Here is a 12,489-nt window from a genome sequence, read left to right on the forward strand (position 1 = left end):
GAGCACAGCAAATTAAGCGCGTCGGGGAGCTGAACCTTAGCGCGTTACACCGTGGCTCGACAATGGGCAGACACTGGTTTTGCTACGCAAATGCCTTGCGAACCGTGTCGTGGGAGAACTCGTTGGCGTGCAGCTGGACCCATTCGAGGGCCAGGGTCTGGTTGCTCAGCTGTTCGCTTTGGGGTTCGTGCTGACGGCAGTAACGTTCGATCTGGCAAACCTGCTCGCCCATTCGCGCGCTGAACAGGGTCTGTTCGTCGACGAAGGCGATGCCCACCAGATAGCTGCGTTTTCGCCGCAGACACCAGGCAACATAGCCCAGGTAACAGATCGTGGTGCTCAGGGTGGGCATGCGCACTTGAAGTGCGGTGCCCCTTCGCCATCCGCGGTGGTAATTGCAAGCCATGCCGCCGAGGCTGATAGTGTGCAGCTCTTGCCGCGAAATGCACTCATGTTTGAGCAACGTCAATTCGACGGGTACATCGTCAGGATGAGGAAGATAACGTCCCATGAACACGGACTCCCTGTGTCGGCCATCTGACATCGTTTCTCCCAGTATAGTGGTCGAATCGGAACTGACTGATTTCGACGCCGACCAGCGGCTGTTGGCGATGAACGGTATTTCCCTGGTGATCTTTACCAGCGTCGGCTGCGCCAGTTGCCGTTTTGCCCGTGAGCAATTGCCCACGTTCGATCTGGCGGTCGATCGACTGTGCTGGATCGATGCCGGAAACAATGGCGGAGTGGTCGAGCGTTATCGGGTCTTTCATTTACCGGCGCTGTTTGTGGTGCGCGACGGCGAGTTCTTCGGGGCACTACAGTCACGCCTGACCCGCACGGCACTCAATGAGGCCTTGGATCAGGCGTTGAGTCGACAAGCAGAGGAGTTGCCATGACAGATACAAGGGCCAAACCGACAATCGGCATTATCGGGACCGGCGCGATCGGTGGTTTCTACGGAGTGATGCTGGCGCGTGCCGGCTTCGATGTGCACTTTTTGTTGCGCAGTGAGTTTTCAGCGGTCGCCGAACAGGGCTTGCATCTCGACCATGCGTCGTTGGGCCCGCTGGTCCTGAACCCGGTCCAGGCGTATTCGTCGGCTGCCGACATGCCGCCATGTGACTGGCTACTGGTGGGCGCCAAGACCACCAGTAACGCGGATTTGGCACCGGCCATTATTCAAGCCGCGGCGCCTGATGCCAAAGTGCTGCTGCTGCAAAATGGCCTGGACGTCGAAGACAGTCTGCGCGAGTTGCTCCCCGATTCGCTGCACCTGCTCGGGGGGCTCTGTCTGATCTGCGTCCATCGCGCCGGCCCAGGGGTCATTACCCATCAGGCGCTCGGTGCCGTGAATGTCGGTTACCACAGCGGCCCCGCCGCCGATGAACAGGCGCGCATGAACATCGTCGAGGAGGGCGCCGGGCTGTTTCGCGCCGCCGATATCGACGCCCAGGCCATGCCGAACCTGCATCAGGCGCGCTGGCAGAAACTGGTCTGGAATATTCCCTACAACGGCCTGTCGGTTCTGCTTGGGGCCAGCACCACACCCTTAATGACGGATGCCGACAGCCGCGCGCTGATTCAGGCCTTGATGGCCGAAGTGGTTCAGGGGGCCAAGGCCTGTGGCCACGACATGCCGCCGGGTTACGCCGATTATCTGTTCATGATGACCGAGAAAATGCCCGACTATTGGCCGAGCATGTACCACGACTTCCTGCACAAGCGACCGCTGGAACTGGACGCGATCTACACTCGGCCACTGGCAGCGGCGAAGGCTGCGGGATGTGAATTACCGCGCATCGAAGCCTTGTATCGCAGCTTGAGTTTTATCGATCGACGTAATCACTGAGTCGGTCAAAAGGAGAGGGAAGGGCATGGCAAATGGTATAGACGACAAACTGGTGCTGGCGATTTCTTCGCGAGCACTGTTCGACTTGAGCGAGAGCCACAAGGTTTATCTGTCGAGCGGCGTCGAGGCCTATCGGCAATACCAGATCGAACACGAAGACGAAATTCTTGAGCCCGGCGATGCGTTCCCGTTGGTCGAAAAACTGCTGAGCCTGAATGCCAGTCTCGGCCGTGCCCGGGTCGAGGTAATCCTGGTGTCGCGCAACAGCGCCGACACCGGCCTGCGGGTTTTCAACTCTATTCATCACTATGGCCTGGCGATCTCGCGTGCGGCATTTGTCGGCGGACGCAGTCCTTATCCGTACCTCAAGGCCTTTGGCTGCGACCTGTTTCTTTCGACCCATTCCGACGATGTGCGCAGTGCGCTGGATGCGGGTTTCGCCGCAGCGACTATTCTGTCGGGCGGTGCCAGTCGCGCCGCCAGTGATGAATTGCGCATTGCTTTCGACGGTGACGCGGTGCTGTTTTCCGATGAGTCGGAGCGGGTCTATCAGTCGGGAGGCCTGGCGGCGTTTCAGGCCAGCGAACGCGAGTCAGCCCGCGAACCTCTGCGTGGCGGACCGTTCAAAGGCTTCCTCGCAGCGCTCAATCTTTTGCAGCGCGAGTTCCCCGATGATGCCTGTCCGATTCGCACCGCGCTGGTGACCGCGCGCTCGGCGCCGGCCCATGAACGGGTGATCCGCACCTTGCGCGAATGGGATATCCGTCTGGACGAATCGCTGTTCCTTGGGGGGCTGACCAAATCGGCGTTTCTCGAAGCCTTTGCCGCCGACGTATTTTTCGACGATCAGGCTGGCCATTGCGAGCTGGCCCGCGAAGTGGTCGCCACCGGTCACGTGCCGCATGGCATCAGTAACGAGCCGTCGATTTAAAGCGCTGCGGTTCAATGCGTTGCGCCGAACGCCGCTCTCGCCACGGCACTGCTAAGCTGAATCAATCTCCGCTATGTTGGCATTAAAGGAGGTCACTATGATTCATTCGATGCTGTATGCCACCGACCTCGGTCTGTATGCACCTTTTGTGATGCAGCATGCGTTGGCACTGGCTCGAACATTCAATGCCGACTTGTATGTGGTGCACGCGGTTGAGCCGATGGGATTGTTCGCCGAGTCGGTGCTTCAGAGTTACCTCGATGAGCAGGCCTTGAACGAGTTTCACAGTCAGGGTCTGAGTACGGTAATTGCCAATATCGAGCAACGGGTGCTCGACAGCTTTCGCGAAGAACTGGGGGATGAGGGGGAGCAGGACCTGGAACGGATTCGGGCGGTGCGGGTGCTGCAGGGCGATCCGTCGCAGGTGATTCTCGACCAGGCGCAGAAACTCTCCGTCGATTTGCTGATCGTAGGGAGTCACAGTCATGGCGCTGGCGCGGAAACGCCATTGGGCCGAACCGCTGCGCGCGTGTTGCAACTGTCCAGGGTGCCGGTGTATCTGGTGCCGCTGATGGAACGTCGCCGCAAAGGGGATCGCTAGGACACGAATAATGGCGTTTTGATAAAAAAGTTCTAGATTTATTAATCAAACCATTAATATAGTTATATACCGTCGCTGATGCCCGTGGCGTCTACCTGCTTTGAGGGATTCATATGAAGCTTCAACAATTGCGCTACATCTGGGAAGTGGCGCACCACGACCTCAACGTTTCAGCTACAGCCCAAAGCCTCTACACCTCGCAACCGGGCATCAGCAAACAGATCCGTCTGTTGGAAGACGAATTGGGGGTCGAGGTTTTCGCCCGCAGCGGCAAGCACTTGACCCGGGTTACCCCGGCCGGCGAGCGCATCATCACCACCGCTGGTGAGATCCTGCGAAAAGTTGAAAGCATCAAGCAGATCGCCCAGGAATTCTCCAACGAGAAAAAAGGCACCCTGTCGATCGCCACCACGCACACCCAGGCGCGTTATGCGTTGCCACCGGTGATCAGCAATTTCATCAAGCAATACCCGGACGTTGCCCTGCACATGCATCAGGGTTCGCCGATGCAGATCGCCGAGATGGCCGCTGACGGCACCGTCGATTTCGCCATCGCCACCGAAGCGCTGGAGTTGTTCGGCGACCTGGTGATGATGCCGTGCTACCGCTGGAACCGCTGCGTGGTCGTGCCTCAGGGCCACCCGCTGACCAAGCTGTCGAAGCTGACTCTCGAAGCCTTGGCCGAATACCCGATCGTGACCTACGTGTTCGGTTTCACCGGCCGTTCGAAACTCGACGAAGCCTTCAGCCATCGCGGCCTGACACCGAAAGTGGTGTTCACCGCGGCCGACGCCGACGTGATCAAGACTTACGTTCGTCTGGGCCTGGGCGTGGGCATCGTGGCGAAAATGGCGGTCGACACCAAGCTCGACAGCGACCTGGTGGTGCTCGATGCCAGCGAGTTGTTCGAATCCAGTATTACCAAAATCGGTTTCCGTCGCGGCACGTTCCTGCGTGGTTTCATGTGCGACTTCATCGAGAAATTCGCTCCGCACCTGACCCGCGAAGTGATGGCCAAGGCCATTCAGTGCCACAACAAACAGGAACTGGAAGAGCTGTTCGACGGCGTCGAACTGCCGGTGCATTAATCGTTTTTTCTAGATCACCTCGGTGACAGAAAACTGTTGCCGAGCGCCCGCCACCAGAATCTCCACTTCATCCCCTTCGAACTTGCCCAGCAGGCTTTTGCCCAGCGGCGAGCGAGGGGTGATGACGGTAATCAGTTGCCCCACCAGATCAATCTTCAGCCCGGCCGCGTCAGGGGCCAGGAACAGCCATTGCTCGCGTCCCTTTTCGTCTTCCAGACCGAGCAGGGCGCCGACCTCGATACCGCGCTGATCGTCATAAGGCCGTAATGTCAGGTTCTGGCAAAGGGTCAATGACTGCCTGATTTCTTCCACTCGTTTGGCCTGTCCGGCCGCCAGGTAAGACGCCTCCAGCCCCAACGTGTCGTACTTGTTTTCGGCTATGTTTTCTTCGTGGGTCGCGGTTTCGTAAGCGGTTTGCGCGGCCCGCTCGGCGATGTCGAGATCGATCCGCAGCTTGTCGATAATCAGTTGGTGGACGGTCGGCTTGTGCATAGAGAGCTTCATGATCAATCGCAGAATTGCAGGACGTTGGCGCGGCTTTTTTCGCTCGGCGCAGTTTGATTCTGCTGCAGCCAGAACTGGCATTTTGGATTGGACAGATTGTGTTTGCTGCTTCTGGCCTGGTCCACCATTTGCTGCTGTTCATTCCTGCGCAGATGGTCCTCGTACTGCTCGAACATCGGGCTCTGCGGGGCAGGTTGGGCAGGTTGCTCAATCACCGGTGGCTTGGCCAGTTGTTCCACCGCCAGGGCCAAGGGCGCTAATTGTTCGTTGAACAACAGGCGCCAGGCGAGCCAGCAGGTCAGTGCGATCGCGATGAATCCCAGCCACAAACCGAGGGCAATGCTGCCGGTCAGTTGCAGCGCATTAAACTGGATCGGCAAGGGACGGCGCGGGTTGGGACGGTAGGGCATTACTGCCTCCTGGCGGGTAGTCGCGGGCAAGTGGCGATTGTCGCATGAAGATTAATCGCCGTCGGCTCTTCTGCGCGGGGTAATTTATGCGGACAATCGGCGCCTTTGCCAACGGGAGCCTGGAATGCCTGAAATGAAAACCCGCTGGGATATTTTTTGCACCGTGGTCGACAACTTCGGCGACATCGGTGTGACCTGGCGTCTGGCCCGACAACTGGTGGCCGAACATGGCGCGACGGTGCGCTTGTGGGTCGATGACCTGCGGGCCTTTGAGCGTTTGTGTCCGCAAATCGATATCAACGCTGCGCAGCAATGGCAGCAGGGCGTCGAGGTGCGACAGTGGTCGGCCGACTGGCAACCCACTGAAGCCGCTGATGTCGTCATCGCTGCGTTCGCCTGCCAGTTGCCGAGTGCCTACATGGAGGCCATGGCCGAACGGGAAAAACCGCCGCTGTGGATGAACCTCGATTATCTGAGTGCCGAAGACTGGGTCGTCGGCTGCCACGGCTTGCCATCGGTGAAGTACAAGAACGTGCAGAAGTTCTTTTTCTTCCCGGGCTTTCGCAAGGGCACCGGTGGCTTGCTACGTGAAAGCGGATTGCTGGAGCAGCGTCGGCAGTTTCAGCAAAGCCCGCAAGCTCAGCGAGAATTCCTGCAAGGCCTGGGAATTGATCGCGCGCCGAATGCACAACTGATCTCGCTGTTTGCCTACGAAAATACCGGGCTGGCCAGTTGGCTGGACACGATGACGGCCGACTCGACGCCGACTCATCTGCTGGTACCCGAAGGCCGGATTCTTGGCGACGTCGAACGCTGGCTCGGGGTGGATGGGCTGAAGGCCGGGGCGGTGCATGTGCGCGACGCCTTGACCGTGCAAGTGCTGCCATTCGTCCGACAGGATCAATATGACCTGCTGCTGTGGAGCTGCGATTTCAACGCCGTGCGCGGTGAAGACTCCTTTGTCCGCGCTCAATGGGCAGGTCGTCCGCTGCTCTGGCACATCTATAGGCAGGACGAAGATATCCATCTGGACAAGCTCGATGCTTTCCTGACCCTGTACACCCAAGGCCTGTCCGAGCCTGCCCGCGAGGCGATCAGCGGTCTATGGCGGGCATGGAATGCAGGTGAGACAATGACTGATCACTGGAAATCAACCCGCAAACATTGGCCTGAACTGGAAAAACATGCCGAGACATGGTGTCTGGAACAAGCCTTGCAGGCAGATCTTGCCGCAGCGCTGGTACAGTTTTACCTAAATTGGATATGATACGCGGCCTAGATTTTTGTAAATCCCATCCAAATTCGGATATTCGCAATGAAAACTGGTAAAGAACTGAAACCCGGTACCGTGATCCGTCTCGAAAACGATCCTTGGCTGGTTCAGAAAGCTGAATTCACCAAGTCGGGTCGTAACAGCGCGATCATGAAGACCAAGCTGAAAAACCTGCTGACCGGTTACAAGACCGAGATCGTTTACAGCGCCGACGACAAGCTGGACGACGTAATCCTCGACCGCAAAGAAGCGACCCTGTCCTTCATCAGCGGCGACACCTACACGTTCATGGACACCACCGACTACACCATGTACGAGCTGAACGCTGAAGACATCGAAGCCGTTCTGCCTTTCGTTGAAGAAGGCATGACCGATGTTTGCGAAGCGATCTTCTTCGAAGAGCGTCTGGTTTCCGTAGAACTGCCGACCACCATCGTGCGTCAGGTTGACTACACCGAAGGTTCCGCTCGCGGTGACACTTCCGGCAAGGTGATGAAGCCTGCCAAACTGAAGAACGGTACCGAACTGTCGGTTGCTGACTTCATCGAAATCGGCGACATGATCGAGATCGATACCCGCGAAGGCGGTTCCTACAAAGGCCGTGCTAAATAAGCACAGCTTCAGGAATGAAAAAGCCCGACCATTGAGTCGGGCTTTTTTGTGGCCGAAGATCAAGATCAAAGAATCGCAGCCTCGTTTCACTCGACAGTTCCTACAGGGGAATACGAAACCATGTAGGAGCTGTCGAGTGAAACGAGGCTGCGATCTTTTGCTGCGTTACCCCCAATCCTGTAGGAGCGTTATTTCAGGTGTTGCTTGAGTTCTTCGGACGCTTGCAGCATGGCCGAGCGCACCGCGGGCACCTGGCTCACTACGTTGAGCAAACCGTAGTCGTGGATCATGCCGTTGTAGCGCACCGCCGTGACCGGTACACCCGCCTCGTCGAGTTTGCGGGCGTAGGCTTCACCTTCATCGCGCAGGACATCGGCGCTGGCCGTCTGCACCAGCGCGGGTGGCAAGCCTTTGAGTTGCGCGGTGGTCGCTCGCAGCGGTGAGGCGTAGATCTCGTTCCGTTGTTTGGCGTCGGTGGTGTAGTTGTCCCAGAACCACTTCATCATGTTTTTGGTGAGGAAGTGCCCCTCGGCGAACTGGTTGTAAGACGCCGTCTCGAAGCTGGCGTCAGTCACCGGCCACAACAACACCTGGAATTTGATCGCCGGCGTGCCTTTGTCTTTGGCCATCAGCGCAACCACAGCCGCCATGTTGCCACCGACGCTGTTACCCGCCACGGCCAGACGTTTGCCGTCGACGTTGATCTCTTTACCGTGCTCGGCCACCCACTTCGTCGCGGCGTAGGCCTGGTTGATCGCCACCGGGTAATGCGCTTCTGGCGACGGGGTGTAATTCACGAATACCGCCGCCGCGCCCGAACCCGTTACCAAGTCGCGAACCAGTCGTTCGTGGGTCGGGAAGTCCCCCAGCACCCAACCACCGCCGTGAAAGAACATGAACACCGGCAGCTCGCCTTTGACTCCGGCCGGCCGAACGATGGTCAGGCTGATCGGTTGGCCGTCGACCTGGATGGTCTTCTCGCTGACATCGGCTTTGGGCAGCGTCAGTTTCACCCCGGCCTGCGCACCCACCAACACCGCACGGGCTTCGGCAGGGGGGAGCTGTTCCAGCGGTTTGCCAGTGCCGGCATTCAGTACATCGAGGAACGCCTGGGTGGTGTGTTCAACCCCATTGCCTGCGAATGCACTGTTGATGGACAGGGCGAGAAGAGTACCGGTCAAGACTTTGCTGAAGGTGTTCATGTTCATTTCCTGTTCGACCTTGGAGTCAGCGGTTAGACGGTAACGTGCAGGCGCACATCGACATTGCCACGGGTGGCGTTGGAGTACGGGCAGACTTGGTGGGCAGCTTCGACCAGGCTTTGCGCATCGGCTTGCTCAAGACCCGGCAGGCTGATGTGCAGGTCGATGTCCAGACCGAAACCGCCAGGGATCTGGCCGATGCCGACATGGGCGGTAATCGACGCGTCGTCCGGGATTTTGCGTTTGGTCTGGCTGGCGACGAATTTCAGCGCGCCGATGAAGCAGGCGGAGTAGCCGGCTGCGAACAGTTGTTCAGGGTTGGTTGCGGCACCGCCAGCACCACCGAGTTCTTTAGGCGTGGCGAGTTTGACGTCGAGGACGTTATCGCTGGAAATCGCACGACCGTCACGGCCGCCGGTGGAGGTTGCGATTGCGGTGTAGAGAGTTTGCATGGTGTGAGCCTCATTCGGGTTTGGGTGTTTTTGCGCTAAATGTTTGCGCGCTAAGTAAGTGCGAGATGAATGTAGCTCGCAAATATTTAGCGCGCAATATAAATTTTGAAGAAAATTTGACCCGAAATAGACGCGCGCGATTAAAAGTATTGAGTTAGAGCTGTCGAGGCGGGATTTTCGCGGGGATTTTTTTTCGAGGACAGGGTTGGCGAAGCGGATTTTTGAGAGCGCTACAAACAAATGTGGGAGCGAGCCTGCTCGCGATAGCGGTGTGCCAATCAACATCAATGCTGAATGTCACTCCGCTATCGCGAGCAGGCTCGCTCCCACAGGGGATCTGGGGTGTTTGAGGTCAGAGGCTGTCTTGCAGATTACTACGCAGTGCTTGAAGATCCGCTTGCAGCTTCTTCAGCTGTTCCAGCGTTTGTCCGCTGGCGCCGAGGACGCACTGGGGAATGCCCCGTGCCTTGTCTCGCAGTGCACGGCCTTGCTCGGTGAGTTCGACAATCACCACCCGTTCGTCTTCACGGCTGCGGGTGCGGCTCAGCAGGCCTTCGGCTTCCAGGCGTTTGAGCAGCGGGGTGAGGGAACCGGGATCGGTCAGCAGTCGGGTGCTGATTTCGCCGACCGTCAGCCCATCCTTTTCCCACAACACCATCATCGCCAGGTACTGCGGATAGGTCAGGCCCAGCGCTAGCAGCAGCGGCTTGTAGACCTTGGTCATCAGCAGCGAGGTGGAATGCAGGGCGAAGCAGACCTGATTGTCCAGCAGCAGGTCGTCGCAGTTATCCGGAGTGTTGCGCTCGGTGTTCATTTCAAAGCCTTGATCAGTGATCGTCATGAATCTAGCGAACGAATCTTTAATGCGCCAGATAATTCTGGACTAGTGGCGGTCCAGGTTGGTTTGCAGCGCCAGATCCCACGGCGGGATGGGGCTGAAACGGGTCTTCAGGTATTCCAGCAACAAGCGGCTGCGCGAACTGGGTTGCTGTTCCAGGCGCAACGCATAAATACCGGTGCTTTCCGGTTTTGGCAGACCGTTTTCGCAAAACAGCGGCAGCAGTTCGCCGCGTAATAAATATTCGCTGGCCAGCCAGGTCGGCAAGTGGGCGATGCCCAACCCGGCCAGTGCGCCGCAGACCAGCGCCTCGGCATTGTTGGCGCTCATGCGGATTCGCGCTGGCCGGTGCAAGTGCATCTGCCCATCACGCTCGAAGCGCCAGGCGAACGGCGGAGCCAGGCCCTCCCAGTCGAGGCCATCATGGTCAACCAGCTGCGCAGGGTCGGTCGGCACGCCACGGCGTTGCAGGTAATCGGGGCTGGCGCAGGCGATGCGCACCATGCTCGCCAGCGGCGTGGCCACCAGCCGGGTGTCGGCCATCTGCCCGGCACGCAACACCAGATCGACTTTGCCCAGGTTCGAGCCCTGCATGTCGACAAAGCTGTCGATCAGGTGCAATTGCACGTCGAGGCCGGGGTAAAGCGTCAGGAAATCGGCAATCACCGGCGCCAGGTGTCGGCGTCCGAAGGCTGCCGGCGCATCCACCCGAATCAGTCCTTCCGGCGCACTGCTAAGAGACACCGCTTCCGCCCGGGCCAGGCGCAGTTCAGCGACGATCCGTCGCGCACGCTCGGCAAAAGCCAGCCCGGCCGGGGTGGCGCGCACGGCATGGGTGCTGCGAATGAACAACTGGCTGCCAACGGCGCTTTCCAGGCTATCAATGCGTCGCGCCACTGCCGAAGGCGTCAATGGATGGCGTCGTGACGCGGCGGAAAAACTGCCGCTTTCCAGCACATCGAGAAACAGGCCAAGTTGTTCGGTCAATTGATTGGGGTTCATTGTTCGTCGGCGCTTGTGCGAAATTGGCACAGCCATTGTGCGTTGCTGTGCGTTTCCCCGCCAGAGCCGACTGCGTAGGATGAACAACCTCACAAAAGGAAATCGCCTGTGATTGAGTTCATGTTGTATCTGGTTTTTGGCGCGGCCCTGGGAACCCTCGGCGGCCTGTTCGGCATTGGGGGCGGGTTGGTCGCGATCCCGCTGCTGGGCGTGTGGTTCGGTCTTGATCAGCAGATCGCCCAAGGCACGGCGCTGGTGATGGTGGTGCCGAACGTGATGCTGGCGCTGTGGCGCTATCACCAGCGCAATCGCATCGAATTGCGGCATGCGCTGCCACTGGCCTCGATGGGGTTCTGTTTTGCCTGGATCGGTTCGATCTGGGCGGTGGGTATCGATGCGCAAACCATGCGCTTGGGCTTCGTCGCTTTTCTGATCGCGCTGTCGGCCTACAACCTGATGCGAATGTTCACCACCAACGCACCGGCCTCTTCGCAGATGCGCTATTCCTGGCCGTGGCTGGGGGTGCTCGGCGCGGCTTCCGGGACCATGGGCGGACTGTTTGGAGTGGGCGGAGCAGTGGTGGCAACGCCGGTGTTGACCAGCCTGTTTGGTACCACTCAAGTGGTTGCTCAAGGGTTGGCGCTGGCGCTGGCGTTGCCGAGTACGGGCGTTACCCTGGCGACTTATGCGTTGCACGATCAGGTGCATTGGGCGATCGGTGTGCCGTTGGCGGTCGGTGGATTGATGAGCATCAGTTGGGGCGTGAGAATTGCCCACGCATTGCCGGAACGGCTCCTGCGCGGGCTGTTCTGTGGTTTTCTGGTGGTCTGTGCGGTGATGCTCGCGTTTAAAGTTTGAAGCCTTCGACGATGTGCTCGGCCAGGCATTCGGTGATCGGCGAAGGGTTGTTCAGGTTGCGGATCAGCATGATGCTGGCTTCCGGCAACAGTGGCAGGTCTTCGTTGGCGCCAAGGATGCGCATGTCCGGTGTGATCAGGCTTTCCAGCTGCGCGGTGATCGCCAGGCCCGCGCTGACCACGGCCATCAACGCCGACAGGCTGGAGCTGTTGTAGGCAATCCGGTAGTCGCGGCCCATGGCATCCAGGGCATTGCACGCCCAGAGGCGGCAGAAACAATCACTGTTGAACATCGCCAACGGCAGCGGCGTTTGTTCATGGGCGCTGAAGCATTGAGCTTCGGCCCAGACAAAACGCTCCTTGCGCAGCAGTTGGCCAATCTCGTTACCTGGCTCGCGGGTAACGATGGACAGGTCCAGGTCCTGGCGCTGCAACAGTTGCCGGGTCGATTCGCAATGAACCTCGATCTGGATCAGCGGGTAGAACTGTGCAAAGCGCGACAGGATGCCTGGCAGAAAGCGCATGACGTAATCATCGGGCGTGCCGATGCGCACGGTGCCGACCATATGCGGCTCACGCAGGGTATTGAACACTTCGCTGTGGAGTTTGAGGATGCGCCGCGCATAGCCCAGCAATACCTGGCCTTCGGCGGTCAGCTTGACCTGGCGCCCGTCGCGTTCGAACAGCTGGCGCTGCAACACGTCTTCTTCCAGGCGTTTCATCTGCATGCTCACCGCCGACTGAGTGCGGTTGACCATTTCACCGGCGCGGGTAAAACCGCCCTGATCGGCGATCGCGACGAAGGTGCGCAGTACATCGGTGTCGATACTGGGGTAAGCGGACATTCATCAATCTCCGAGATGTATGCCA

At 58.8% G+C, this 12,489-nt stretch carries 16 protein-coding genes; 8 read left to right on the forward strand and 8 right to left on the reverse strand.

The features are described from left to right. Window positions 1–82: 82 nt before the first annotated feature. Window positions 83–511: a PilZ domain-containing protein gene (locus KGB18_RS09130; RefSeq protein WP_123723186.1), complete on the reverse strand. Its 429-nt coding sequence runs from the start codon at window positions 509–511 to the stop codon at window positions 83–85. On the opposite strand from KGB18_RS09130, the gene KGB18_RS09135 reads away from it, so the two are divergent. From KGB18_RS09135 to cysB, 5 genes are all read left to right on the forward strand, one after another. Then, a complete protein-coding gene (locus KGB18_RS09135) occupies window positions 510–896 on the forward strand; it encodes a thioredoxin family protein (RefSeq protein ID WP_123723187.1) in 387 nt (128 codons plus the stop codon). The two genes, KGB18_RS09130 and KGB18_RS09135, sit on opposite strands and share 2 nt — an antisense overlap. Further along, on the forward strand, window positions 893–1,849 hold the full coding sequence (locus KGB18_RS09140) for a putative 2-dehydropantoate 2-reductase (RefSeq protein ID WP_223569687.1): 957 nt from the start codon (window positions 893–895) through the stop codon (window positions 1,847–1,849). Before KGB18_RS09135 ends, KGB18_RS09140 begins: the two co-directional genes overlap by 4 nt. Window positions 1,850–1,874: 25 nt before the next feature. Continuing rightward, window positions 1,875–2,780, forward strand: a complete 906-nt coding sequence (locus KGB18_RS09145; protein WP_123723189.1) for a 5'-nucleotidase — start codon at window positions 1,875–1,877, stop codon at window positions 2,778–2,780. Window positions 2,781–2,877: 97 nt separating this feature from the next. After that, window positions 2,878–3,381 carry a universal stress protein gene (locus KGB18_RS09150; RefSeq protein WP_123723190.1) on the forward strand — a complete coding sequence of 168 codons (504 nt, stop codon included), beginning with the start codon at window positions 2,878–2,880 and terminating at the stop codon, window positions 3,379–3,381. Window positions 3,382–3,494: 113 nt separating this feature from the next. Then, window positions 3,495–4,469, forward strand: a complete 975-nt coding sequence (gene cysB, locus KGB18_RS09155; protein ID WP_007899921.1) for an HTH-type transcriptional regulator CysB — start codon at window positions 3,495–3,497, stop codon at window positions 4,467–4,469. Window positions 4,470–4,478: 9 nt separating this feature from the next. Here the strand turns inward: cysB and KGB18_RS09160 are convergent, their stop codons facing one another. Then, window positions 4,479–4,961 carry a GreA/GreB family elongation factor gene (locus tag KGB18_RS09160; RefSeq protein ID WP_052964027.1) on the reverse strand — a complete coding sequence of 161 codons (483 nt, stop codon included), beginning with the start codon at window positions 4,959–4,961 and terminating at the stop codon, window positions 4,479–4,481. A 14-nt stretch (window positions 4,962–4,975) separates the two neighbouring features. Further along, the gene (locus KGB18_RS09165) at window positions 4,976–5,383 is read right to left on the reverse strand and encodes a hypothetical protein (RefSeq protein WP_223569688.1); all 408 of its coding nucleotides are present in this window, start codon (window positions 5,381–5,383) and stop codon (window positions 4,976–4,978) included. Window positions 5,384–5,507: 124 nt separating this feature from the next. Here KGB18_RS09165 and earP point away from each other — a divergent pair, with 124 nt between their 5' ends. Continuing rightward, entirely contained in the window at window positions 5,508–6,650 is a 1,143-nt protein-coding gene (gene earP / locus KGB18_RS09170) for an elongation factor P maturation arginine rhamnosyltransferase EarP (protein WP_123723192.1), read from the forward strand. A 48-nt stretch (window positions 6,651–6,698) separates the two neighbouring features. Further along, entirely contained in the window at window positions 6,699–7,268 is a 570-nt protein-coding gene (locus tag KGB18_RS09175; protein ID WP_007943632.1) for an elongation factor P, read from the forward strand. Between the two features lie 188 nt (window positions 7,269–7,456). Here KGB18_RS09175 and KGB18_RS09180 read toward each other — a convergent pair whose 3' ends face one another. The 4 genes from KGB18_RS09180 to KGB18_RS09195 all read right to left on the reverse strand — a co-directional run bounded on the left by KGB18_RS09180 (window position 7,457) and on the right by KGB18_RS09195 (window position 10,762). Further along, the gene (locus KGB18_RS09180) at window positions 7,457–8,470 is read right to left on the reverse strand and encodes an alpha/beta hydrolase (protein ID WP_223569689.1); all 1,014 of its coding nucleotides are present in this window, start codon (window positions 8,468–8,470) and stop codon (window positions 7,457–7,459) included. A gap of 32 nt (window positions 8,471–8,502) precedes the next feature. Further along, entirely contained in the window at window positions 8,503–8,922 is a 420-nt protein-coding gene (locus KGB18_RS09185; RefSeq protein ID WP_008009416.1) for an organic hydroperoxide resistance protein, read from the reverse strand. A 352-nt stretch (window positions 8,923–9,274) separates the two neighbouring features. Further along, complete coding sequence (locus tag KGB18_RS09190) at window positions 9,275–9,736, reverse strand: MarR family winged helix-turn-helix transcriptional regulator (RefSeq protein WP_223569716.1); 462 nt, start codon at window positions 9,734–9,736, stop codon at window positions 9,275–9,277. 69 nt (window positions 9,737–9,805) lie between these two features. Further along, window positions 9,806–10,762, reverse strand: coding sequence for a LysR family transcriptional regulator (locus tag KGB18_RS09195; RefSeq protein ID WP_123723193.1), 957 nt, complete (start codon window positions 10,760–10,762; stop codon window positions 9,806–9,808). A gap of 108 nt (window positions 10,763–10,870) precedes the next feature. On the opposite strand from KGB18_RS09195, the gene KGB18_RS09200 reads away from it, so the two are divergent. Further along, on the forward strand, window positions 10,871–11,620 hold the full coding sequence (locus KGB18_RS09200; RefSeq protein WP_123723194.1) for a sulfite exporter TauE/SafE family protein: 750 nt from the start codon (window positions 10,871–10,873) through the stop codon (window positions 11,618–11,620). Here KGB18_RS09200 and KGB18_RS09205 read toward each other — a convergent pair. After that, window positions 11,610–12,464: a LysR substrate-binding domain-containing protein gene (locus tag KGB18_RS09205; protein WP_007899911.1), complete on the reverse strand. Its 855-nt coding sequence runs from the start codon at window positions 12,462–12,464 to the stop codon at window positions 11,610–11,612. The two genes, KGB18_RS09200 and KGB18_RS09205, sit on opposite strands and share 11 nt — an antisense overlap. Between the last annotated feature and the right edge of the window lie 25 nt (window positions 12,465–12,489).

The sequence above is a fragment of the Pseudomonas sp. BF-R-26 genome (assembly GCF_019947395.1).
Lineage (GTDB): Bacteria > Pseudomonadota > Gammaproteobacteria > Pseudomonadales > Pseudomonadaceae > Aquipseudomonas > Aquipseudomonas farris.

Coding starts and splice junctions, on each gene's coding strand:
- KGB18_RS09135 (WP_123723187.1), top strand. CDS start 510: ATGAACACGGACTCCCTGTGTCGGCCATCTGACATCGTTTCTCCCAGT.
- KGB18_RS09130 (WP_123723186.1), bottom strand. CDS start 511: ATGGGACGTTATCTTCCTCATCCTGACGATGTACCCGTCGAATTGACG.
- KGB18_RS09140 (WP_223569687.1), top strand. CDS start 893: ATGACAGATACAAGGGCCAAACCGACAATCGGCATTATCGGGACCGGC.
- KGB18_RS09145 (WP_123723189.1), top strand. CDS start 1,875: ATGGCAAATGGTATAGACGACAAACTGGTGCTGGCGATTTCTTCGCGA.
- KGB18_RS09150 (WP_123723190.1), top strand. CDS start 2,878: ATGATTCATTCGATGCTGTATGCCACCGACCTCGGTCTGTATGCACCT.
- cysB (WP_007899921.1), top strand. CDS start 3,495: ATGAAGCTTCAACAATTGCGCTACATCTGGGAAGTGGCGCACCACGAC.
- KGB18_RS09160 (WP_052964027.1), bottom strand. CDS start 4,961: ATGCACAAGCCGACCGTCCACCAACTGATTATCGACAAGCTGCGGATC.
- KGB18_RS09165 (WP_223569688.1), bottom strand. CDS start 5,383: ATGCCCTACCGTCCCAACCCGCGCCGTCCCTTGCCGATCCAGTTTAAT.
- earP (WP_123723192.1), top strand. CDS start 5,508: ATGCCTGAAATGAAAACCCGCTGGGATATTTTTTGCACCGTGGTCGAC.
- KGB18_RS09175 (WP_007943632.1), top strand. CDS start 6,699: ATGAAAACTGGTAAAGAACTGAAACCCGGTACCGTGATCCGTCTCGAA.
- KGB18_RS09180 (WP_223569689.1), bottom strand. CDS start 8,470: ATGAACACCTTCAGCAAAGTCTTGACCGGTACTCTTCTCGCCCTGTCC.
- KGB18_RS09185 (WP_008009416.1), bottom strand. CDS start 8,922: ATGCAAACTCTCTACACCGCAATCGCAACCTCCACCGGCGGCCGTGAC.
- KGB18_RS09190 (WP_223569716.1), bottom strand. CDS start 9,736: ATGAACACCGAGCGCAACACTCCGGATAACTGCGACGACCTGCTGCTG.
- KGB18_RS09195 (WP_123723193.1), bottom strand. CDS start 10,762: ATGAACCCCAATCAATTGACCGAACAACTTGGCCTGTTTCTCGATGTG.
- KGB18_RS09205 (WP_007899911.1), bottom strand. CDS start 12,464: ATGTCCGCTTACCCCAGTATCGACACCGATGTACTGCGCACCTTCGTC.